The organism is Agrobacterium sp. 10T429, assembly GCF_056393925.1.
The window spans coordinates 25,237-47,506 of record NZ_JBFTGV010000008.1 but is presented as its reverse complement, the minus strand read 5'-3'; the positions used below and the strand labels follow the sequence as shown (position 1 = coordinate 47,506).

Annotated in this window: 20 protein-coding genes and 1 pseudogene; 18 read left to right on the top strand and 3 right to left on the bottom strand. The window is 60.3% G+C overall.

All coding sequences use genetic code 11. The features are described from left to right. Window positions 1-15: 15 nt before the first annotated feature. The 6 genes from AC1DCP_RS18090 to AC1DCP_RS18065 all read left to right on the top strand — a co-directional run bounded on the left by AC1DCP_RS18090 (window position 16) and on the right by AC1DCP_RS18065 (window position 7,252). On the top strand, window positions 16-1,023 hold the full coding sequence (locus AC1DCP_RS18090; RefSeq protein WP_003518071.1) for an ABC transporter permease: 1,008 nt from the start codon (window positions 16-18) through the stop codon (window positions 1,021-1,023). Then, window positions 1,020-1,868 carry an ABC transporter permease gene (locus tag AC1DCP_RS18085; protein WP_003518068.1) on the top strand — a complete coding sequence of 283 codons (849 nt, stop codon included), beginning with the start codon at window positions 1,020-1,022 and terminating at the stop codon, window positions 1,866-1,868. Before AC1DCP_RS18090 ends, AC1DCP_RS18085 begins: the two co-directional genes overlap by 4 nt. Continuing rightward, entirely contained in the window at window positions 1,847-3,586 is a 1,740-nt protein-coding gene (locus tag AC1DCP_RS18080) for a dipeptide ABC transporter ATP-binding protein (protein ID WP_003518066.1), read from the top strand. Before AC1DCP_RS18085 ends, AC1DCP_RS18080 begins: the two co-directional genes overlap by 22 nt. Continuing rightward, the gene (locus AC1DCP_RS18075; RefSeq protein WP_003518065.1) at window positions 3,583-4,662 is read left to right on the top strand and encodes an LLM class flavin-dependent oxidoreductase; all 1,080 of its coding nucleotides are present in this window, start codon (window positions 3,583-3,585) and stop codon (window positions 4,660-4,662) included. The genes AC1DCP_RS18080 and AC1DCP_RS18075 overlap by 4 nt, the downstream gene beginning before the upstream one ends. 192 nt (window positions 4,663-4,854) lie before the next feature. Next, entirely contained in the window at window positions 4,855-5,958 is a 1,104-nt protein-coding gene (locus tag AC1DCP_RS18070; protein ID WP_003518064.1) for an LLM class flavin-dependent oxidoreductase, read from the top strand. Window positions 5,959-6,070: 112 nt separating this feature from the next. Then, window positions 6,071-7,252, top strand: a complete 1,182-nt coding sequence (locus tag AC1DCP_RS18065) for an acyl-CoA dehydrogenase family protein (RefSeq protein ID WP_003518063.1) — start codon at window positions 6,071-6,073, stop codon at window positions 7,250-7,252. Window positions 7,253-7,277: 25 nt separating this feature from the next. Here the strand turns inward: AC1DCP_RS18065 and AC1DCP_RS18060 are convergent, their stop codons facing one another. Then, window positions 7,278-8,798 carry an MFS transporter gene (locus tag AC1DCP_RS18060; protein ID WP_003518062.1) on the bottom strand — a complete coding sequence of 507 codons (1,521 nt, stop codon included), beginning with the start codon at window positions 8,796-8,798 and terminating at the stop codon, window positions 7,278-7,280. Window positions 8,799-8,940: 142 nt separating this feature from the next. On the opposite strand from AC1DCP_RS18060, the gene AC1DCP_RS18055 reads away from it, so the two are divergent. The 5 genes and pseudogenes from AC1DCP_RS18055 (at window position 8,941) to AC1DCP_RS18035 (ending at window position 12,721) form a co-directional block, all read left to right on the top strand. Beyond that, window positions 8,941-9,798, top strand: a complete 858-nt coding sequence (locus AC1DCP_RS18055) for a LysR family transcriptional regulator (protein ID WP_003518061.1) — start codon at window positions 8,941-8,943, stop codon at window positions 9,796-9,798. 1 nt (window position 9,799) lies between these two features. Beyond that, window positions 9,800-10,281: pseudogene (locus AC1DCP_RS18050) on the top strand (aromatic-ring hydroxylase C-terminal domain-containing protein); the annotation flags it as partial. Between the two features lie 144 nt (window positions 10,282-10,425). Further along, the gene (locus tag AC1DCP_RS18045; RefSeq protein ID WP_476774524.1) at window positions 10,426-11,208 is read left to right on the top strand and encodes a pyrroline-5-carboxylate reductase; all 783 of its coding nucleotides are present in this window, start codon (window positions 10,426-10,428) and stop codon (window positions 11,206-11,208) included. A gap of 43 nt (window positions 11,209-11,251) precedes the next feature. Beyond that, window positions 11,252-12,097 (top strand): PhzF family phenazine biosynthesis protein, encoded by an 846-nt coding sequence (locus AC1DCP_RS18040; RefSeq protein WP_003518059.1) that lies wholly within the window; start codon window positions 11,252-11,254, stop codon window positions 12,095-12,097. A gap of 27 nt (window positions 12,098-12,124) precedes the next feature. Beyond that, on the top strand, window positions 12,125-12,721 hold the full coding sequence (locus AC1DCP_RS18035; RefSeq protein WP_035252620.1) for an NUDIX domain-containing protein: 597 nt from the start codon (window positions 12,125-12,127) through the stop codon (window positions 12,719-12,721). 144 nt (window positions 12,722-12,865) lie between these two features. Here the strand turns inward: AC1DCP_RS18035 and AC1DCP_RS18030 are convergent, their stop codons facing one another. Further along, window positions 12,866-13,789 (bottom strand): SMP-30/gluconolactonase/LRE family protein, encoded by a 924-nt coding sequence (locus AC1DCP_RS18030; protein WP_003518056.1) that lies wholly within the window; start codon window positions 13,787-13,789, stop codon window positions 12,866-12,868. A gap of 35 nt (window positions 13,790-13,824) precedes the next feature. Further along, entirely contained in the window at window positions 13,825-14,538 is a 714-nt protein-coding gene (locus tag AC1DCP_RS18025) for a GntR family transcriptional regulator (RefSeq protein ID WP_003518055.1), read from the bottom strand. A 106-nt stretch (window positions 14,539-14,644) separates the two neighbouring features. Here AC1DCP_RS18025 and AC1DCP_RS18020 point away from each other — a divergent pair, with 106 nt between their 5' ends. From AC1DCP_RS18020 to AC1DCP_RS17990, 7 genes are read left to right on the top strand one after another with little or no spacing between them, the layout of a single operon-like run. Further along, on the top strand, window positions 14,645-15,697 hold the full coding sequence (locus AC1DCP_RS18020; protein ID WP_476774523.1) for a Gfo/Idh/MocA family protein: 1,053 nt from the start codon (window positions 14,645-14,647) through the stop codon (window positions 15,695-15,697). Beyond that, on the top strand, window positions 15,690-16,706 hold the full coding sequence (locus AC1DCP_RS18015) for a Gfo/Idh/MocA family protein (protein ID WP_003518052.1): 1,017 nt from the start codon (window positions 15,690-15,692) through the stop codon (window positions 16,704-16,706). Before AC1DCP_RS18020 ends, AC1DCP_RS18015 begins: the two co-directional genes overlap by 8 nt. Further along, window positions 16,703-17,776 carry a Gfo/Idh/MocA family protein gene (locus tag AC1DCP_RS18010; protein ID WP_060642177.1) on the top strand — a complete coding sequence of 358 codons (1,074 nt, stop codon included), beginning with the start codon at window positions 16,703-16,705 and terminating at the stop codon, window positions 17,774-17,776. Before AC1DCP_RS18015 ends, AC1DCP_RS18010 begins: the two co-directional genes overlap by 4 nt. Window positions 17,777-17,798: 22 nt before the next feature. Then, window positions 17,799-19,067 (top strand): ABC transporter substrate-binding protein, encoded by a 1,269-nt coding sequence (locus tag AC1DCP_RS18005; RefSeq protein WP_003518050.1) that lies wholly within the window; start codon window positions 17,799-17,801, stop codon window positions 19,065-19,067. A gap of 57 nt (window positions 19,068-19,124) precedes the next feature. After that, the gene (locus AC1DCP_RS18000; RefSeq protein ID WP_003518048.1) at window positions 19,125-20,093 is read left to right on the top strand and encodes a carbohydrate ABC transporter permease; all 969 of its coding nucleotides are present in this window, start codon (window positions 19,125-19,127) and stop codon (window positions 20,091-20,093) included. Further along, entirely contained in the window at window positions 20,086-21,129 is a 1,044-nt protein-coding gene (locus AC1DCP_RS17995; protein ID WP_003518047.1) for a carbohydrate ABC transporter permease, read from the top strand. The genes AC1DCP_RS18000 and AC1DCP_RS17995 overlap by 8 nt, the downstream gene beginning before the upstream one ends. Before the next feature lie 23 nt (window positions 21,130-21,152). Next, complete coding sequence (locus tag AC1DCP_RS17990; protein WP_003518045.1) at window positions 21,153-22,232, top strand: ABC transporter ATP-binding protein; 1,080 nt, start codon at window positions 21,153-21,155, stop codon at window positions 22,230-22,232. Window positions 22,233-22,270 lie beyond the last annotated feature (38 nt).

Below are 22,270 nucleotides of genomic sequence, written 5' to 3'. Positions count from 1 at the left end.
AAGGAGGTCACCGGCATGAGCAATGCCTACCTAACCTACGCCGCAAAGCGGCTTGGCCAGGCGGTCGTCGTCATACTGCTGGCCTACGTCTTCACCTTCGTGGTCGTCAGCATCCTGCCTGGCGACCCGATCACCAGCGTGCTCCGGAACCCGCAAAACGGGTTCACCGAGCAGGAGATCGCGGAAATCATCGCCGCGCAGGGCCTCGACAGACCGGTTCTCGTGCAGCTGTGGTCGTCCCTGTCGGGGTTTCTGACTGGCGATCTGGGCATGTCGATGCGCTCCAACCGGCCGGTGGCGACCCTCATCGCTGAAGTGCTGCCATCGACACTGATCCTTGCATCCACGGGACTTGCCGTCGCCTTGATTCTGGCAATGGCCGTTGCTTACGGAACCCAGGTGGTACCAAAGCGCTACGGCCAGGGATTGCTACGAGCTTTCCCATCGCTGTTTCTCTCGACACCGAATTTTGTGATTGGCCTGATACTGATCCATCTCTTCGGCTTTCAGCTGCGCCTCTTCCGCGTTATCGAACCAGATAGCTTCTGGGCAACGGTGTTTGCCGCAATCACAATCGGAATTCCTTTCTCTGCGCAAATCGCCGAGGTGCTTATAGCGAACCTCGACAGGGAGGCAGAACAGGAATACGCGGCCGTCGCCCGCAGCCGCGGCATCGGACAGGCGCGGCTGTTTGCACAGCATCTGCTCAAGCCTGCCTCGTTGCCCGTCGTCACCGTGATCGCCATCACCGTCGGTGAACTGCTTGGCAATTCACTCATCACCGAGTCTGTCTTTGGGCGAACCGGTCTCGGCAGCCTGGTGCAGCGCTCCGTGAGCACGCAGGACCTGCCTGTCCTGCAAGCGATCGTTTCGCTGGGAGCCGTGGTGTTCGTGCTCGTCAACCTGATTGCCGATCTTCTTTATCCCCTGCTCGATCCACGCGTGCAAATTCTCGGCGCGCGAAAGCCTCGCTTGGCCATTACAGAGGATTCCTCCACCACCACCAAGGCGGTGACACCATGACTTTCGCCTCGAACGCTTCCCTGCCGGGTGCGACCCCTGCAAACAGGCTGACAGGCCTGCGGATACCGCTGACCGTCGCCTTGTCCTTCGCCATTATCGCGCTCGTCGTCGCCTGGTCACTGGCGCCCGGCCTGTTTACCAGTCACAGCCCGGTCGTCGGGGTGCCGACGGACAAATTGCTCGGCCCAAGTCTTGCGCATTGGTTCGGCACCGACCACCTTGGCCGCGATGTCTACGCACGCGTCGTTTATGGCACGTCCTCTTCCGTCTCCAGCGCGCTCGTCGCGGTCGTCATCGGCGTCTTCGCTGGCGGTCTCATCGGGCTTCTTGCGGGCTTTCTCGGCGGCTGGGTCGATATCACACTTGCCCGGCTGGTCGATGTTCTCTTGGCAATTCCAAAGTTTCTGCTGGCGGTGATCGTGGTCACCGCCATCGGTTTCGAGACCATCAATGCCGCCATCGCCACCGGCGTCTCCGCCGTGGCGGTCTTTGCCCGCGTCACGCGTGCGGAGGTCATCAAGACCAGACAGGCGACATTCGTGGAGGCTTCGTACCTGCTCGGCGGCTCGCGCTGGTTCATCCTTCTGCGCCATGTTCTGCCCAACGCGTCACGCTCGGTGCTGCCGCTTGCCGTGTTGCAGTTCGGCGAGTCGATCCTCGTGATCGCAAGCCTTGCCTTTCTCGGATACGGCGACCCGCCGCCCGCCTCCGACTGGGGCCTGCTGATCTCGATCGGCAAGGATTACCTCAAATGGCCGTGGCTCGTATACGCCCCCGCCTTCGTCACAATCGCGACCGTCCTCTCTGTAAACAGGATCAGCCGATGGCTACGCAAGACAGACTGACCACCACTATCGCCCGCCCCGTTACCTTTGCGGCCAGACCGCAGCCGCAGCAGGCTCCTGTCCCGCTTCTCCGGGTCAACGATCTTTCGGTTGCCTATGGAGGCCAGGAGGTCGTCAGCAATGTCGGTTTCGAACTCGGCCGTGGCAAGAGCCTTGCCCTCATTGGCGAGTCCGGTTCCGGCAAATCGACAATCGCCCGCGCGGTCCTTCGGCTTTTGCCAAGCGGGGGACATGCCACCGGCCACGTCACCTTTGGTGATCAGGAGATATTGGGACTGCCAGAGCGCAACTTCCGACCGCTGCGGGGACGCGCCATCGGCTTTGTCCCGCAGGATCCAGGCAATTCGCTCAATCCGGTGCGGACAATCGGCGCGCAGGCCATGGAGGCGGCCGCACTTCTCGACGAGCCTGACAAGGCGATCCGCAAGGCCCTCATTCTCGAGACCTTCGCGCAGGTGGGATTGGAAAACCCGGGTGTTGTCTACGAGTCCTACCCGCACCAATTATCCGGCGGCATGTTGCAGCGGGTGCTCATAGGCCTTGCGGTTCTGCCGCGCCCGTCACTTCTGGTCGCAGACGAGCCAACGTCTGCGCTCGATGTGACGATCCAGAAGCGGATCCTCGATCTGCTCTCGCGGTTGCAGCACGAGCTGGATATCAGCCTGCTCCTCATCACACACGATCTGGCGATCGCCGCCGAACGGGCGGATTCGCTGGTAGTCCTGAAGGGTGGCAAGGTTCAGGAAGCCGGAAGCACCGCATCGGTGTTTTCCGCACCGGCCTCTGCCTATGCAAGGAAGCTGCATGCGGACGTGCCGGCACTCAATCCGGATCGCTACGCCCGGCTGCGCGATCCGGGTTTCCGTCTGCTGAAGGCAGAGTCCACCACGACGCCAAAGATCGCGGTCAATGCCGTCACCAAGAATTTCAGGGTCGGCGACAGGGTGCTGACGGCGGTCAACAACGTCTCCTTCAACGTGCCTGCAGGTACCACCCATGCGCTGGTTGGCGAGTCCGGCTCTGGCAAGACGACAACCATTCGGCTGCTGCTTGGCCTCGAGGAACCCGACACCGGCACAATATCGGTAGCCGGCGAAGAATTGACCGGCCGCTCCCGCACGTCGCTGCGTGCAACCTGGCGCCATCTTCAGTTCGTCTACCAGAACCCGTTTACCTCGCTTGATCCCACCTGGAGTGTCGAACAGCTGGTGCGCGAGCCGCTTGATCGTTTCAAGATCGGAACCCGTGCGGAACGGCTCGAAACTGTTCGTGAGGCTTTGGCCAATGTGGGCTTGAGCGAACACCTTCTCAACCGCAAGCCGACGGCCCTTTCGGGTGGCCAGCGCCAGCGCGTTGCCATTGCAAGGGCGCTGGTTCTCCGACCGGATGTGATCGTGCTCGACGAGCCGACCTCAGCACTTGATGTCAGCGTCCAGGCAGACATCGTCGATGTGCTGCTCTCGCTGCAGGCGAAGCTCGGCCTGACCTATGTTTTCGTCTCCCATGATCTGGCACTGGTACGCCAGCTCGCCCACACCGTTTCGGTGATGCAGCGCGGGCGTATCGTCGAACATGGAACGGTCGTCGATATCTTCGACAATCCGCAGCACCCCTATACCGCGTCGCTGCTGGAATCGATCCCATCCGGTGCCGCAACCATCGCCCGTGCGCCACAGCCGCTGCCCCGGCGGGTTCACGATAAGGAAAAGATCGCATGACCATCGCTGCACCCATCGATACTGCGTCCACGTCTTTCCACCCCAAACAGCGGCTCGGCTTCAATACCCGCGTATCTTTCAGCGACGATGCCGGGCCGGCGCAGGGGCTGCGTGAGGGTATCGAGCTGTTCAAGGCTGCCGAAAAACTGGGCTACCAGTCCGGCTGGGCCTATCAGCGGCATTTCGATCACTATCTGTCCTCGCCACTTCCGTTCTTCGCCGCTGCCGGCCAGCATACCCGGCATATTACGCTCGGTTCTGCGGTCATCCCCATGCGCTATCAGGATCCGATCCTGCTTGCCGAGGCGGCCGGCACGACCGATCTTTTGATTGATGGGCGACTGGAACTTGCCATTTCGACCGGCGCAAACGCCGCCTTTGACGCGGTATTCGGCACGGTCGACACCGATGCCCGCACAGAGGCCAGGCGTCGTCAGGCCCGCTTCCTCTCGGCAATCGCTGGCGATGTCCTGCACCGTGTCGAAGGCGGCCAATCCAACCCGGAGGGCACGGCACTGCGTGTCACGCCGCATAGCCCGACACTGCGTTCGCGCATCCGGCAGGGTGCAGCAAGCATTGCTTCGGCTGTGCAGGCGGCGGAACTCGGCATCGGCCTTATCTCGGGAACCGTCCAGCACGATCAGGCAGAAGGCGAGAGCTTCGGGGAATATCAGGCCCGCATCATCGAGGCCTTCCGTTCCACATGGCGCAAGACATGGACAACGGAACCGCCGCCGGTCGCCGTCGCCGCCTCCATCCTGGTTGGCACCACGGCCGAGCTTCGCGAAAAATACGCCGCCTATGATCTGGAGCGGCGTACCAAGGGTATTGCCGCGTCTCGCCCCAAAGGCGCTCTCGAACAGGCAGCCCAGCCAGCGGGGTTTCAAATTTCGCCCGTTTTCCAGGGCACGCCCGATCAGGTGCTGGAATCGGTATTCAACGATCCGGGCCTTGCAGCAGCCGATGAGGTCGTGCTGTTTTTGCCGCCTGCCTTCGGTCTCGCCGAAAACATACAACTGCTGACCGATCTGGCGGACACGGTGGCTCCGAGCCTGGGCTGGTCGCCCACCTTGTAACCGTTAGGGCACCGAGCGATTGCCACTTCGTGGCAGCGACTTGAAGACGGAAACGCGGCGGCGGTTGCTGGTCCTATATCGAAGGCCGTCGCAGGGAATATTTTCTACATATTCGATAGAAAAAGAAAGACCTGTCTTCCTCGCTCATGCGCCGCGCCCTAACATGCTTGCATTGAACCTGAAGGAGCGCCCATGTCCGCGGAATTTATCAGCGTAAGCTTTCCCAATGCATCGAACGATCTAAACCCCGTTCCAGACGCACCTGTGGATCCTGTTTTTCTGGAGCGCTATGCCCGCGCCCTTGATGATTACGGTTTCAACTATACGCTGATCCCTTACTCCTCATCGTCTTTCGATCCTTTCACGCTGGGCGCCACGGTGCTCGCGCACACGAAAAACATCAAGATCATCGTCGCCCTGCGGCCGAACACGGTTTATCCCACAGTTGCGGCCAAGTCGCTCGCGACGCTCGATCAGTTGAGTGGTGGACGTGTCGTGGTGCACTTCATTGCCGGCGGCAGCGATGAAGAACAGGCGCGTGAAGGCGACTTCCTCAACAAGGAAGAACGCTATGAGCGCCAGGAGGAATATATCCGCATCCTGCGCCTGGCCTGGACCTCGAAAGAGCCCTTCGACTTCGACGGAAAATATTACCAGTTCAAGCAATTCCGCAGCGCGGTGCGGCCCACAAACGGGCTTATTCCGATTTCGCTCGGTGGCTCCTCGGACGCCGCCTATCGCATCGGTGGTTCGCTCTGCGATATCTTCGGCCTGTGGGGAGAGCCGCTTGCCGAAACCAAGCAGCAGATCGAGCGGGTCTATGCGGAAGCCGCAAAGGCGGGCCGCACGGATCGCCCCCGGATCTGGGTCACATTCCGGCCAATCGTCGCCGAGACGGATGAGCTTGCCTGGGAAAAGGCTCACAGAACTCTGGATCGGTTGAACGAGAACCGCCAGAAAGGTGTAACACGCGCACCGCTCAACGCGCCGCGCCCGGCCAATGTCGGTTCGCAACGGCTTCTGGAAATCGCCGCACGCGGCGATGTGCATGATCGCGCCCTCTGGTATCCGACGGTCACCGCCACCAATGCCAGCGGCGCCACCACTGCGCTGGTCGGTTCGCCACGCACCATTGCGGATTCCATCCTCGACTACATCGATCTTGGCGCTGACCTGATCTCGATCCGCGGCTACGACAATTACAACGACGCGGTGGATTATGGCCGCTACATCCTGCCGCTTGTCCGCGAAGGCATTCGCGAACGGGAAGATGCGAAGAAAAAGACCGCTGCATGATGCCGCGATCCGGCCCGGTCGCCTGACCGGGCATTTTTTTGAAGTGCAGACGGAGCCAATCGCCCCTGATGGGGAAATGGTATTCCCCACAGCCAGAGAGCCTCGACCACGCATGTCTCATGACCCAACTGTCCTAGACGCAACCGCTCGCATCCTTGAACAGGCCGCACCGGATGCGGACCAGACTGGCCAGTTTCCCTGGACGGGTATCCGTGCCGTTCACGAAAGCGGCCTCCTCGAAAGCACGGTTGCGACACGTTATGGCGGCCAGGGAGCGACGCTTGCCGATACCGCCCACATTCTCGCGGCACTTGGCCGGGGCGATCCTTCTGTGGCGCTGATCAGCGCCATGACGATCTTTACCCATCTCGCCCAGGCCGCGAAAAACCACTGGCCCGAAGATCTCTACCGGCGGCTTCTGACGGACGCCAAACAACGGCCGTTGCTGCTCAATGCCGCGCGTGTCGAGCCGGAGCTGGGGTCGCCGGCGCGCGGTGGCCTGCCCGCGACGCTCGCCCGCCGGACAAACAATGGCTGGTCTATCACGGGCCGAAAACGCTTCGTGACGGGCGCATATGGTCTCACGCATTTCCTTGTCTGGGCGCATACTGACGAAACGCCGGCGCGGGTGGGAACATTCGTGGTGCCGAACGGGTTGCCGGGCATCAAGGTCATCGAGAACTGGCAGAGCCTCGGCATGCGCGCTACGGGATCGCACGATGTCGAATATGCCAATGTCGAAATCCCGGCGGAAAACGTCATCGACCTCGTCGATCCATCGGTCGCCCAGCAGGACAACCGGGCGCATGCGGCACTCACGCTGGCTTTGACAGCGCTTTACCTCGGCGTGGCAGAAGCCGCTCAGGCCAAGTTCATCCGCTTCGCGCATGAGCGTGTGCCGGCCAATCTCGGCCATCCCATCGCCCGCACGGAACGTTTCATAACGCTTTCAGGCGAAATCGATCTTCTGGTCTCAGGCGCCCGCCAGATCATTTTCGGCACGCTCGAAAACAACAATGGCGATGCAGAAGGATTCATCAGGGCAAGGCTGCTTGCCGGCCGGCAGCTGCGTGATGCCGTCGAGATCGCAGTGCGCGGCATCGGCAATCCAGGTCTTGGTAGCGAACTGGGCCTCGAACGACATTTCCGCGACATCCAGACGGTGCTCGTCCATGCGCCGCAGGAGGATACGTCGATTGCGATTTTGGGCCGCTCCGCCTTTGGCCGCTGGAGCCGCGAGGAGACTGCGGCCGCCCAACCTTCGGCAGGACTGCAAATCCTGAAATCCGCCTGACTATCGTCCCAGCGCCAGGGCACCACTAACCGTGGGCAAGCTTTCGCGCCGGGCCGAAGATCACAAAGCTCAGAGCGGCGAGCAACCAGACACTGATGCCGGCATAAAGCATGACCAGACCGAAACCGTCTGCGAGTGCCTGATGGACGAGTGCATCCGAAACACGCTCCACCGACGATCCCGCGGTTCCCGCCGCGATCTTCTCCGCGAGCGAACGCAGGGCGGGCAAATCCGCGCCGGACGGCAGGTTGGCCCTAAGCGACGACCAGACGCCCTCAACCAGAATGAAGCCCATGATCGGGATGTTGATGGCAAGCGAGATCATTCGCGCGCTCATGTCGATGCCGGAGGCCATGCCGGAACGGGCAGCGGGAACGGCACCGGTTGTCGTATTGGTGACCGGCGTGTTGGTGAGGCCAAGCCCGACACCGGACAGGATGCAGCCGGGCAGCATGGTGAGCCAGCTCGCATCTGCGACACTGCTGCCAAGTTTCATCAGCATGAAACCGAGACCGATGGTGAACAGCCCGGCCGGGACGACAAGACGGGGTTGATAACGCAGCGACAGACGCTCGGCCAACGGCGGTACGACCAGCGCTGGCAGCGTATAGGCAAGCAGACCGAGACCGGCGGTGACGCTGTCATAACCAAGGCCCGCCTGAAACCAGATCGGCAGATAGATCATGAACGGCCAGAAGCTGATGTTCATCGCCGCCGAGCCGATAATCGCGCCGGAAAATGGCCGGATGCGAAATACGGAGAAATCGAACATCGGCCTTGGCGTGAGCTTTTCGACGATCACGAAGGCGATGAAACTCGCGACTGATAGACCAAGGATCAGAAGTGCCTTTGAACTGGCAAAGCCGAGTTCCGGTCCTTGGGTGATGAAAAACGCAAGGCAGAACACGGCAACCGAGAGTGTGGCGATACCGGCAAGATCAAGACGGGTCGCATCCGGATCACGCGATTCTTCCACACCGCTTGCGGCAAGGAACAGTGTCAGGATGCCGAGGGCCACGTGAACGAGGAATACCCACTCCCAGCTCCACAGCGCAACGATGGCTCCGCCGATGATCGGCCCGAAACCCAGCCCGACGCCGGAGACAATACCCCACCAGCCGAAAGCCATTCCACGCTCGCGGGCCGTGCGGAACTGATGTGACAGAATGGCGATCTGGCATACCAGCATCGCTCCACCGCTTAGTCCCTGAAGGAAGCGTGCGCCGATCAGCACCGCCACGCTTTCAGTCATGCCGCAGGCGAGGGAGGAAATGGCGAAAGCGACGATGGTCGCGATGAAGACGCGTTTGCGACCGAAGCGGTCGGCCAACGCGCCGGTTGCCATCAGCACCATCGTCACGCCGATCGTATAGGCGTTCATGATCCACTGCAGCTGCCGGAAATCCGCGTGCAGCACCTGCTCGAGCGTCGGCAGGATCGCCGGCACGCTGGAGATTTCCAGCCCGAACATCAGAGCGGAGAGACAGACGGCGGCGAGCGCAATGGCACTTCTACTCCGGGTTGGGGCGGTAACGGCAAGGGTCATTCTTCAGCCTTTCGTGGTTTGGACTGAAGCATCAGAAGACATGCACGCTTCGATCCGTGTTTTGCAGAGTCCAAGGCAAATTAGTGAAAGCTTGACCATAACTGAATTGGATGCTTGGATATTTCAGAGACAACAAATTTGGATGATTAAAGTGACCACTCTGGATGTGGATGCCGTTCAGGCTTTCGTCACCATCGCCGATCTGCAGAGCTTCACCCGCGCTGCCGAAACGCTCGGAACCACGCAGGGTGCCATCAGCGTCAAGCTCAAGCGGCTGGAAGACCGGCTCGGCCAGCGGCTTCTTGAACGGACGCCGCGCTCGGTGCGCCTTTCCGCGCAAGGCGCAGTGTTTCTAACACCAGCCCGCGAATTCCTTGCCGCGCATGATCGCGCCATGGCAGGGCTTTTTTCCACGCGCCGACGCTTTGGCCTTGGCATAGCCGCCCATGTTGCAGGGCCGGAAGTGCCAACGCTGCTGGCGCGGCTCAACGCGCACGATCCGGGACTGACGATAGAAGTGCGGATGGACAATTCCCGCACGTTGCTGGATGCCTTCGACCGCGGCGAGATCGATGCTGCAATCATCCGGCGCGAGGATGACAGGCGTGATGGCGAAGTGCTCGGGCCAGAGCATTTCGGCTGGTTCGCAGCCCCGCAATTCGAACATCGTCAGGGCGAGCCGCTGCGACTGGCCGCGCTTTCGCCCGCCTGCGGTGTACGTGACATCGCCGCCCGTGCTCTTGATTCCGCCGCCATCGCGTGGACGGAAGTCTTTCTTGGCGGCACCTCATCGATGGTGACCGCGGCCGTTTCGGCAGGTCTCGCCATTTCGGCATTCTCCTGCCGCCTGGCGCCACCCGGTACAATCGAGGTAAGCCAGCGTTTCAGCCTCCCGCCGCTGCCTTCCACCGAGATCGTGATGTTCTCGACCCTTACCGACAGCAGATCCCGTGAGGCGCTGCGCACACTGGCCGCCGCTTTCCGGGAACATCGACCGTGACTGTGAGCGACACCCAGTGGGTGCACAGGTCCTTGACTGGTCGCGCGCCCAGGTCGCACTGATGCGCCCAAGCCGGAGCACACGGGCGCTGGAAGCCATCATCCGCGATCTCATCGAGACCCGCGATGGCTACATATTTCGCCGAGCGCGTATGGGGCATTTCCCTCCGCTACGAGCTAGGCGGCAACCATCCGCTGGTGGGCTGCAGCGTTCCGGACTTCGCACTGGTGGACGGGAGGAGCACCGGCGAACTTCTGAGAGAGGGCAAAGGTCTGCTTTTGAATTTTAGCGCGGACGCACCGCTTGAAGCGCTGGCAGGCCGCTGGAACGGCCGGATCTCCTATGTCGCTGGCAATGCCGTCGACCAATTGGGCTTGAGCACAATCCTGGTGCGCCCGATGGTATCGTCGCCTGGCCACGGAGTCTGCTCCGGACAAGGAGAAATTCGCAAGGGCAGCAGCCCGTTGGTTCGGAGAGATTTGAAGGTTATGTGAAGTGGCCGATCCGGTTGCCAAGCCATTTCTTCGGCAGATATGCCAGCCCCCGGCAATCTAGAGATTGTTTCATTGCCTTCCTGCGTCAGCCGTACCGATGTATCGTCCTTCCTATCAATGCAATGGAGTCATCATGTCCCTTCCCCAGAAAATCGGCTTTATCGGAACCGGCGCTATCACAGATGCGATGGTGCGGGGGCTGCTCAGCACGCCTGCCGCCGTGCCGCATATCATGGTGTCCCAACGCAGCGCGGATATCTCGGACAGGCTTGCCGCCGATTTTCCGCAGGTGATCGTCTCCAGCGACAATCAGGCGATTGTCGACGGCTGCGATACCGTCGTTCTGGCCATCCGCCCGCAGATCGCCGAGGACGTCATCCGGCCGCTGCGGTTTCGCGAGGGGCAGAAAGTCATAAGCGTCGTTGCCGCAACAGGTCGACAGGCACTGCTTGACTGGATCGGCGCGGATGTGCGCCTGACCCAGGCGATCCCGCTGCCTTTTGTCGCCCGCCGCAAAGGCGTCACGGCCGTTTACCCCTCCGATGCGGATACCGCCGCGATCTTCAACGTGCTCGGCAATGCGGTGGAATGTGAAACAAAGGCGGAATACGACCTTCTCGCCGCCGCAAGCGCCCTGATGGCAACCTATTTCGGCATTCTGCAACAGACGACGGAGTGGTTGGCCGAAAACGGCCTGCCGGAAGAAAAGGGCCGCGCCTATCTTGCACCCCTCTTCGCCGGCCTCTCCGAAGTGGCGCTGCTTGCCGGCAAGGACACGGACTTTACCGATCTCAGCCGCGAATTCGCCACCAAGGGTGGCCTGAATGAGCAGGTTCTTCAGGACTTTGACGGCAATGGCGGTTCGAGCGCATTGAAGCGGGCATTGAGCCGCGTGCTGGAACGGATTACGCAATAGACAGTCCGCGCCGACAATCGATCCGAACTGAAAGAACGATGCCATGACCTTTACTATCCATATGATCGATGTATTCGGCTCCGGCCCGCTTTCTGGCAATCCGCTGGCGGTCGTCACGGGTGCAGACACCTTGACCACGGATGACATGCAGCGATTGACGCGGTGGTTCAATCTGTCCGAAACCACGTTTCTGCTGCCGCCCACCCACCCCCAGGCTGATTACCGTGTCCGGATATTCTCACTGGACCGGGAGATGCCTTTTGCCGGACACCCTACGCTCGGCACTTGCCATGCCTGGCTTTCCGAAAACGGCCTGCCCAAAAGCGAAACGGGCATCGTTCAGGAGTGCGGTGCCGGTCTGGTCACGATCCGGCACGCGCATGGTCGACTTTCCTTTGCCGCACCGCCCCTTATCCGTTCAGGCGCGCCGACACCCGCAGAGCTGGAAGAGGCCCGGCAGCTGCTGGGAATAGAGACACGCGACATCGTTGATGCCGCATGGATCGACAATGGCCCCGGCTGGTTGGGGATCAGGCTGGCATCGGCTGAGAAGGTGCTTGCCCTTGAGCCGGTCCGCAGCTGGCCCGGCCGCATTGACGTTGGCGTCGTTGGTCCGCACGCAAATGGCGGCGAAGCCGCCTTCGAGGTTCGCGCCTTCTTCAGCGATCATCTGGGCGCCATCGCCGAGGATCCTGTCACCGGAAGCCTCAACGCCTCGCTGGCGCAATGGCTGTTTGCGACAGGCGTGGTCGCGGAAGACTATGTCGCCGCCCAGGGCACACGTCTTGGCCGTCAAGGCCGCATTTACCTGACCCGCGATGATACCGGCCAGATATGGGTCGGCGGCGAGACACGCACGCAAGTCGAAGGCCGGCTGCACGGCCTTTGAAAAGACAGATAATGACGAGGTGACTTGATGAATAGCAGTGTTTACCGCCCGATTTCGCAACGCGTATTGGCGGATGATTGGGGACGGCTGACCAAATATGAGTATGAACTTCAGCTAAGGGACGGAAGCTGGCAACGGCAGACCCGGGAGGCTTATGATCGCGGCAACGGAGCGACATGCCTGTTGTACAACCCCGCAAACGACCATGTTTTGCTCACCCGCCAGTTCCGTTTGCCGGTTCTCTTGAACGGCGGCCTCGAGTCGCTGATCGAGACACCGGCGGGGCTGCTTGAAGGCGCTGAACCGGCAGCGCGCATGCGTGCGGAACTGATGGAGGAGACCGGTTATGAGGTTTCCGAACTCACCCATCTGTTCGATATCTATATGAGCCCCGGATCGGTCACCGAATACCTCGCCTTTTTCTACGGCGAATATGCCGAGAACCATAAAGTGGGCACAGGCGGCGGCTCCGCGGACGAGGGAGAAGACATAGACGTGCTGGAAATCGCTCTGCCAGACGCTATGCAGATGATCAGCCGCGGCGATATTCGCGACGCCAAGACCATCGTTCTGCTGCAGCACCTCACCATCCGGCTTTTGCAGGAAAAGCACGGAACACGCTGATCTCGACCGCAATATCTACCAATGCGGAAACGATGCTGATTACGGCCAGACTACAGGATCAACAGGACGAATTTGCCTGACGTAGTCTGGCCGAAACCCATACTTGCGTTGGGCAACAAAGAACAAAGACTTACGATTTGGGCTTCACCTGCCATCCTCAAAACGGAATGCGGGAAAGCCCTTGATGCCGGACGGAATGACCCAAACGCCACCAGAAAGAGGTACCTCGCTCAGCCTGTCTTGCGTCATGTTATGGCGGTGCGATGTCACGAAAAGCGAGCCGAAATCCGGCCCGCCAAAGCAGGGCATCGTTGGATGCGGAACAGGCATCCTTATTGTCCCGATCCGTTGACTGCCGTCTTCCGAGAAAATGTTCAAAACGCCGGCAGAGACACCCGCGCTCCAATATCGGCCGCTTATGTCAAGACATCCACCATCGGGCCTTCCGGTCTCTTCCTGCATTTGTGCGACGAGCACACCTTCATCAAATACACCGTTGGTTTTGTCGAAATTCCGCCTGCGTATCCATTTCTGCACGGAGTCGCTTTGCCACATGACGGAACCGTCCTGCGAAAAAGCGAGGCCGTTGGGACATGTCAGTCCGGTCTGGATACGTTCGGCCCCATTATTCGTAATACGCCAGAGCTCTCCATGGGGCTGCATCTGCGAGAGCGGGACATTGTGCATGGTACCAACCCAGAAAGCTCCATCCGGACCGACACGTCCGTCATTCAGCCGGCAGGCGATGCCTTCAGGTGCGGGAATGGAATGAAGGGTGCGCCGCGCGCCGCTTTCCGGATTGAGGATGAGTATATCCATCCCGCAAGCGGTAATCAGATCACCGCTCTGACAGAGCCCAAGACTGGAGACGGTTTCCGGGAACGTCCATTCACGATACTGGACGCCACCCAGCCCAGCTGAACGTAGCTTCTTGCCAAGAATGTCGCACCAGAACAGGACCTGACGTCTTTCGTCCCACACCGGGCTTTCCGCAAGAATGCTGATTTCGTCGCACAGGAGTCCTGCCTGATCGATCGCAGGCGCGTTGTCGAAATTTGCTGTTGTCATTTTCTGTCTGAACCGTTGAATTGCGCAGCGTGGCGTTATTCGAAATATTCCTGATGTGCTTCGAAGATCTGCGACAGAATGCCGAGGACGCGGCGGAGATGCTGGCGCAGATAATCCACCGCGCTCTCCTCCTCACGCGCCTTTATTGCATTGTAGACGGCCTCATGCTCCGTCAGCAGTCTGGCCATGTGTGCTTCGTCGGTAATCGCCAGCGCTCGCAGGCGGTCTAGCCCAGCCTTTTCCCGGATCAACAGGGTCTCCAGCCTTTCGAGGCCGGTTGCGGCGGCAAGGGCGCTGTGGAACTGGTCGTCATGGATACGGAAGGCCTTTTTGTCGCCAAGCTCCATCGCCACACGCTGGCCTTCCAGCGCATGCAGGATTTCCTGGTCCGCTTCGGCCGGAATGCCGGTCTGGCAGAGCCTGCGGGCAGCGGCAACCTCCAGCGCCTCACGAATGAACTGCGCGCTGCGGATATTTTTGTCCGACAGTCTGGAGACATAGGTCCCGCGGCTCGGCAGGGTGACGATCAAACCGTCATCTCGCAGCCGGCTCAACGCCTCGCGCACCGGGGTGCGGCTGGAGTTGAAGGACTGGCCAATCTCGTTTTCCGACACGGCCTGGCCCGGAAACAGCTCCCGCGAAAGGATGGCAGATTTCAGCGCCGAATAGATCTGGTCCACAACCGGTCGGTTGAAATCCAGTCGTTCCATCATCGGCACCGTGCCGCCTGTCATCGGGATCTTTGGCATACGCTCTCCAAATGTCTTTCTCTATAACCGGTATACCGGAACACTGGTGTGTTGACAACCGGCATACCGGTATGCAATTGAATGGCCATGGGAAGGAGGCTCCCGAATGCAAAATATCAAGACCTGCGTCATCGTTGGTGCCGGAATGGTAGCGAAGACGCACGTGCTTGCTTGTGCGGCAAGCCCTGAAAAAATCCGCCTGAAAGCGATTGTCGACGGTGGCTCCGGCCGCGCGAAAGCGCTGGCTGCCGAAGCGGCAAAACACACCGGTCACCACGTTGCCGTATACGCGTCAATCGAGGAAGCCGCGCGTGACGGCGATGTCGATTTCGCCATCATCGCAACGCCGCCCAATGCCCGCGCCGATATCGTCGGTCCGCTTGCAAGAGCCGGCAAACACATTCTTCTCGAAAAGCCTGTCGCCCGCAACACTCGGGAAGCGGCCGATCTGGTAGCGCTCTGCCGCGATGCGGGTGTAACGCTCGGTATCATTTTCCAGCACCGCATGCGCGCCGCATCGCAAAAGGCACGCGAACTGGTCGCATCCGGCACGCTTGGCGAACTAGGCCTTTGCGAGATTTCGGTGCCGTGGTGGCGTACCCAGGCCTATTATGATGAGCCGGGACGCGGCACGCTTGTGCGTGACGGCGGCGGCGTTCTGATATCGCAGGCAATCCACACGATCGATCTGGCCCTGAGCCTTGCAGGCCCTGTGGCCAGCGTGCAGGCCATGGCGGCAACGACGCGTTTTCACAAGATGGAAACCGAGGATTACGTATCGGCCGGCCTTCGTTTCAAAAACGGCGCCGTCGGCTCGCTCGTCGCGAGCACCGCAAGCTTTCCCGGTGCGCCTGAATCCATTCTCCTCCATTTCGACAAGGCAAGCCTGCGGCTCGCATCCGGCCTGCTGCATGTCGACTGGCGCGACGGCCGCCAGGAAACCTTCGGTGGTGCCGCTTCCGGCACCGGTGGCGGCGCCGATCCCATGGCTTTCACGCATGAATGGCATCAGGGCGTTTTCGACGATTTCGTCGACGCCATTTCTTCAGGGCGCCCGCCGGTCGTCACCGGTGAAGCAGCTCTTTTGTCTCACAGACTGATCGACGCGATCATCAACTCAGCCGAAACCGGCAAGGAAGTGGAACTGCAGGATGAGTAAACCAATCAAGTTCGTGGCTCTCGGCATAGAGCACAGGCACATTTTCGGCATGGCGCAGAACATGCTGGATGCCGGTGCGCAATTCGCGGGCTGGTGGACGCAAGGCGAGCCGGACGTGGTCGAAGGTTTCGTAAAGCGCTTCCCGGACGTGCCGCGTGCTGCCTCCAAGGAGGATTTGCTGGCTGACCAAACCATCGATCTCGTCATCATTGCCGACATTCCGTCCAAGCGTGCCGATCTTGCCATCGCTGCCATGGAAGCGGGCAAGGACGTCATGTCCGACAAGCCGGGCTGCACCACGTTCGACCAGCTTGAGCGCCTGCGCCAGACCGTTGCCAAGACCAAAAGAATCTGGACCGTCGATTTTTCCGAACGCTTCGAAGTCCCGAGCGTCACGAAAGCCGCCGAGTTGGTTGCACAGGGTGCCATCGGCCGCGTCATCCAGACGGTTGGCCTTGGTCCGCACCGCCTGAACCGACAAATCCGCCCGACATGGTTCTTCGAACGCGCGGCCTATGGCGGCATTCTCACCGATATTGCCAGCCACCAGATCGACCAGTTCATGTTCTTTACGGGCTCCACCGAAGTTGAGATCGTATCTGCCACCGTTGCCAATTACGCCAATCCGGGCGATCCGGGCCTGCAGGATTTCGGCGAAGTCGTGCTGCGCGGCGACAAGGGCCATGGGTATATCCGCGTCGACTGGTACACACCCGATGCACTGCCGACATGGGGTGATGGCCGCCTGACGATCCTCGGTACCGAAGGTTACATCGAACTGCGCAAATACGTCGATGTCGGCAACACCGAGGGCACAGACCGTCTGATCCTCGTCAATGGCGACCGTTGCGAATATATCGACGCATCCGGTGCCGGCCTGCCCTACTTCGCCCGTGTATGCGACGATATCCGCAACCGCACGGAAACTGCCATGACGCAGGAACACGTCTTCAAGGTTTGTGACCTCTCGCTTCAGGCGCAGGCCAAGGCTGAAGGAACCGCAGCATGATCGGCGTCGCCATTATCGGCGCCGGTATCGGCGCACAGCATCTCACCGGTTATCTGGCGCTGCCGGAACGTTTCACCGTCAAGGCGATCTGCGATCTTGATGTGGAGCGGGCACGGGCGGTGGCTGGCGAAAATTCTTCCATCCGCATCACGGCGGATCTCGAAGAAGTCCTCGCCGATGAAAGCATTTCGCTCATAGACGTCTGCCTGCCGCCGCATCTGCATTTCCCCGTAATGCTTAAGGCCCACGCGGCCGGCAAGGACGTGGTCTGCGAAAAGCCGCTGGTGCGTTCGCTGGAGGAAGCAAATGCGCTGATGGACTCTGTCAAGAAGACCGGACGGCGCGTCTTTCCGGTTTTCCAGTATCGTTTTGGTCCCGCCCTACGGCAGCTGCGCGCCCTCATCGACGCCGGACTTGCTGGCAAAGCCTATGTGGCAAGCTCGGAAGTTCACTGGAACCGTGGCGCGAGCTACTACGACATTCCCTGGCGCGGCACCTGGAAGGGTGAATGCGGCGGCGCGATCCTCGGTCACGCCATCCATGCCCACGACCTTCTGTGCCATGTCCTAGGTCCGGTGGAACAGGTCTTCGCCATGGCCGACACCCGGGTGAACAGGATCGAGACGGAAGACTGCGCCGCCATCAGCTTCCGCATGAAGAGCGGCGCGCTCGCCACCAGCTCGGTCACGCTTGGTGCAGCCGACGACACGTCCCGTCTGCGGTTCTGCTTCGAAGGCTTCACGGCCGAAAGCGGAACGCTGCCCTATCGTCCGGCGGAAGATAAATGGCACTTTACGGCGCGGGCGCCGACCACGCAGGACCAGATCGACGCCGTTCTCGCAACGGTTAAAGATGGCGAAAACGGCTTTACCGGTTTTGTCGAGGCGATTGCCAATGCGATGGAGGGTCGCGCGGGCAAGGAAGTGACGATTACGGACGGCTTGCAGTCCATCGAACTCGTAACCGCAATCTACACATCGGTACAGGAAGGCACGGCCGTTCGCCTGCCGCTGACCGCTGACAATGAGCGGCTCAAGGGTTGGGCTCCGCGCGCGTCCGCCACGGCATAATCATCTAAAGGGAGGAAACCAGATGAGCAGAAAATACAGCCTGGCGTTTGCCTTGGCCCTCGGGACGGCATTTTTTGCCGGTGCCGCTGAGGCACAGGAAGTTCGCTTCACCTGCGCCTATGACGGCAACGGCTGCGAAGTCCTGAAGGACATCCTGTCGCGTTACGAAAAACAGCATCCTGACGTCAAGATCGTTACGGATATCGTGCCCTACAAGGCGCTTCTCGAAGGCCTGCCGGTGCAGCTCGCCGGCGGCAGCGGCCCGGATTTCGCAACCGTCACCGATCTTGGCGGCCTCAATCGCTATTATCTCGACCTGACGCCCTACGTGGATGCGAAGTACTGGCAGGACAATTTCGGCGATGTGCTGAAATGGTATCGTAGCGGCCCCGACGACAAGGGCATCTATGGTATGCAGACGCAGCTTACCATTACCGGCGCCTTCATCAACCGCACCTTGTTCGATCAGGCGAAAGTCGCCGTTCCCGGCAAGGATGCGACTTTTGACGACTGGGCGAAGGCAGCAAATGAAGTGGCCAAGGCCACCGGCTCGCCATATCCGATGGCGATCGACCGCTCCGGTCACCGTATCGCCGGTCCGGCTATTTCCTACGGTGCGAAACTTTTCGACGCCGACGGCAAGCCGATCCTGGTCGACGAGGGCTTCACCACTTTCGTGAAGAAATTCGTCGAGTGGAACAAGGACGGTACCATGGCGCGCGACGTCTGGGCCGGTCAGGGTGGCAACACCTACCGCGATGCGGCGCAGGAATTCATCAACGGTCAGCTCGTCTATTATTATTCCGGCAGCTGGCAGACAGCGCGCTTCGACAGTCAGGTCGGCGATGCTTTCGACTGGGAAGTCGTGTCGCAGCCATGCGGACCGGCCGCATGCACCGGCATGCCGGGCGGAACGGGTATCGTGGGCTTCAAACAGACCAAGAACCCCAAGATCGTCGCGGATATTCTGAACTTCCTCGCGCAGGACGAAAATTACCTCGATTTCACCGTCCGTACCCGCAACGTCCCGGCTCACAAGGCCGTCGGCGCAAAGCCTATCGACTACACCGGCGCAACCCCGGCGACCCAGAAGGCCATGAACGCGTGGCTGGATCAGGTCCCCGGTATCAGCCCCGTCGCCTACGCCTATCAGGGCTACAAGAACAACCGCGCGATGTTCAACATTTCCGTCCAGCGCGTCACGCAGGCGATTGTTGGCGAAAGCTCGGTTGACGACGCCATGACACGTGCGAAGGCCGATCTTGAGGAAGCGTTGAAACAGGCGAAGTGATCCATCGCCTTCCGGCGCGGCCTTGCCGCGCCGCGCCGGATCGAAGGAGGACCATCAATGTACAGACTTCTTGCGCCCGTCATGGGCATCATAGAGCTGCCTTTCGCCCTCTTGCAGAAAATGCTCGGGCATCGGCGCATCGCATGGGTGTTTCTGACACCCAATCTCCTGTTGTTTGCGGTCTTCGCGTTTTTGCCGATCGTTCTCAACATGGCTTATTCAGTGACCGGCAGCGAGCATATCCTGCTGTCGGAACGCCCCTCCGTGGGCGGCGAAAACTTCTCGGTCCTTCTCTCGTGCCAGAACTATTTCGATCCCAATTCCTGTCAGCGCGATCTTTTCTGGCGCTCCGTCTGGAACACGCTTTTCTTCGTGGTGCTGCAGGTCGGGTTCATGGTGGGCTTCTCGCTGATTACGGCGGTCGTGCTCAACCGTGACATCAGGGCACGCGGTTTCTTCCGCGCCGTCTTCTTCTTTCCCGTGCTGCTTTCACCGGTGGTCGTGGCGCTGATATGGAAGTGGATATTGCAGCGTTTCGGCGTCCTGAACGCTGCGCTCGATTCCCTCGGTATCGGTTCGGTGGACTGGCTGCTGGAGGCCAACCTTGCCTTTGGATGGTCGGTATTCCTGTCCGTCTGGGCGCATATGGGCTTTTACACGCTCATTCTGCTTGCCGGCCTTCAGGCCATTCCGCGTGACGTCTATGAGGCGGCACAGCTGGACAAGGCAAGCCCGTGGCGGATTTTCCGCCGGATCACAATGCCGCTTCTCGCCCCGACCATGCTCGTGGTTCTCGTATTGTCCCTCATCAAGGGCGTACAGACCTTCGATGAAGTGTTCGCATTTACCGGCGGCGGGCCGGGTTCGGCAACGACCTTCATCATTCAATTCATCTATCAGACTGGTTTTGCCGGAACACCCCGCAACTTCGGACTGGCCGCGGCCGCTTCGCTGCTGCTTGCCGTGGTTCTCGTGGTGCTGACTGCCCTGCAATTCCGGGCCAACAGGAGCAAAGTCGATGGCTAGGATTGGCGCATTTCTAACCCGCACACGCGGCAGAAACGGCAAATTGCACTGGACCGACTGGCTGTCCTACGCCTATCTCGGCGTTGCCGTTCTGATGATGTTCGGACCCGTTCTCTGGCTCGTTCTCTCCTCCTTCAAGACGGAAGCCGACCTCCAGCGGTTTCCGCCACGCCTGCTTCCCTATGCGCAGGAAACCGTGGTCATTGACGGTCAGGCCGCACCTTTGCCGGCCTTTGTCGACAAGGAAGGCCGCAAGCTCGGCATGATCAGGCGCGTCGGGCTCGTCGCCCAGGTGGTGGATCCGGCAAAGCCCGGCGAAGTCATGAAGATGCCGTTCAACGAGCTGCGCCCGGCCGAGAAGGTTGCACTGGCGACGGAGAACTACACCGAGCTTTTCCAGCGCTTCAACTTTCCGCTTTATTTCTGGAACTCGACCTTCATCACCGTGACGTCGACCGTCATCATGCTGATCGTGAACTCCATGGCGGCCTTTGCACTGTCGAAATACAGCTTCAAGGGCAGAGGCGTGGTTCTGGCACTCGTCGTCGGAACGTTGATGATCCCGCAGACCGTCGTGCTCGTTCCGCTTTTTCTCATCACCAGCCAGCTCGGCATGATCAACAGCCTGTGGGGTGTGATCATTCCAGGAGCGGCCACACCGACCGGGGTATTTCTGCTGCGCCAATACATGTTGACCATCCCGGATGAAATCCTCGATGCGGCACGCATGGACAAGGCCAGCGAATGGAAAATCTACTGGCGCATCATCCTACCGCTGTCTGCACCGGCGCTCGCGGTGCTGGCCATCCTCGCCATCATGTGGCGTTGGAACGACTTCCTGTGGCCGCTTATCGTGCTGACGCGCAACGACAATTTCACCCTGCAACTGGCGCTCAACTCCTTCCAGGGAGAAATGACGACAGAGTGGAGCAACCTGCTGGCCATGACGGTGCTGACATTGGCGCCAATCGCGCTGGTCTTCATGTTCCTGCAAAAATATATCGCCACCGGCATCGCATCGACCGGCGGAAAATGATCCTCAAGGGAGGGAATGACACAATGGCAAGTATAGAGCTTCGTCAGGTCAAAAAAACATATGGCGCCCTCGACGTCATCAAGGGTATCGATCTCGATATCAAGCACGGCGAGTTCTGTGTTTTCGTCGGCCCGTCCGGTTGCGGAAAATCGACGCTGCTGCGCATGATCTCCGGTCTTGAAGAGCTGAGCGGCGGCGATATCGTCATCGGCGGCGATGTGGTGAACGCGGTTCCGGCTGCCGATCGCGGGCTTGCCATGGTGTTCCAGTCCTACGCGCTCTACCCGCATATGACGGTCCGGGAAAACCTGTCCTTCGGCCTGGAAAACATCGGCACTCCGAAAAAAGACATCGTCGAGAAGGTCTCACAGGTGTCCAAGATGCTGCAGATCGACCAGCTGCTTGAGCGGCGGCCGAAGGATCTGTCGGGCGGCCAGCGACAGCGCGTCGCGATCGGTCGCGCTGTCGTGCGCGAACCGCGGGTTTTCCTGTTTGACGAGCCGCTGTCGAACCTCGATGCGGAACTGCGCGTGGATATGCGCGGCGAGATTTCCAGCCTGCATCGGCGTCTTGGCAATACCATGATCTATGTGACCCACGATCAGGTGGAGGCCATGACGATGGCCGACAAGATTGCCGTGCTGCGCGCCGGAAAGCTCGAGCAGTTCGGCGTTCCCCTCGATCTTTATAATCGCCCCGCAAACCTTTTCGTAGCAGGCTTCATCGGTTCGCCGAAGATGAACTTCTTCGCCGGCGAAGTAGTAGCAGAAGGTCAGCCGTCCCTTAAAATCGCGACCGGCGAATTGATCCCGTTGCCGCAGAGCGGCTTTTCCTACGCACCCGGCCAGAGGGTCACGCTCGGCATTCGCCCCAACCATGTGCAGCCCACACCGGATGGTGCGGTGACCATGTCCGTGCGCACGGCAGAGCAGCTCGGCGGGGAATCCTATCTCTATGGCAACCTCGGTGACGGCAGCCACGTCACCCTGCATCTTGCGGGGCAGACATCGACATCAGCTGGCGAAGTCATCCGCATGTCGGCGCCGCTCCAACATATCCACCTCTTCGATACGAAAAGCGGGCTTACGCTGAAGCAGGACTAAGCCTCCGTCGCCACGCCCCCGTAAAGCAGGACCTTTGA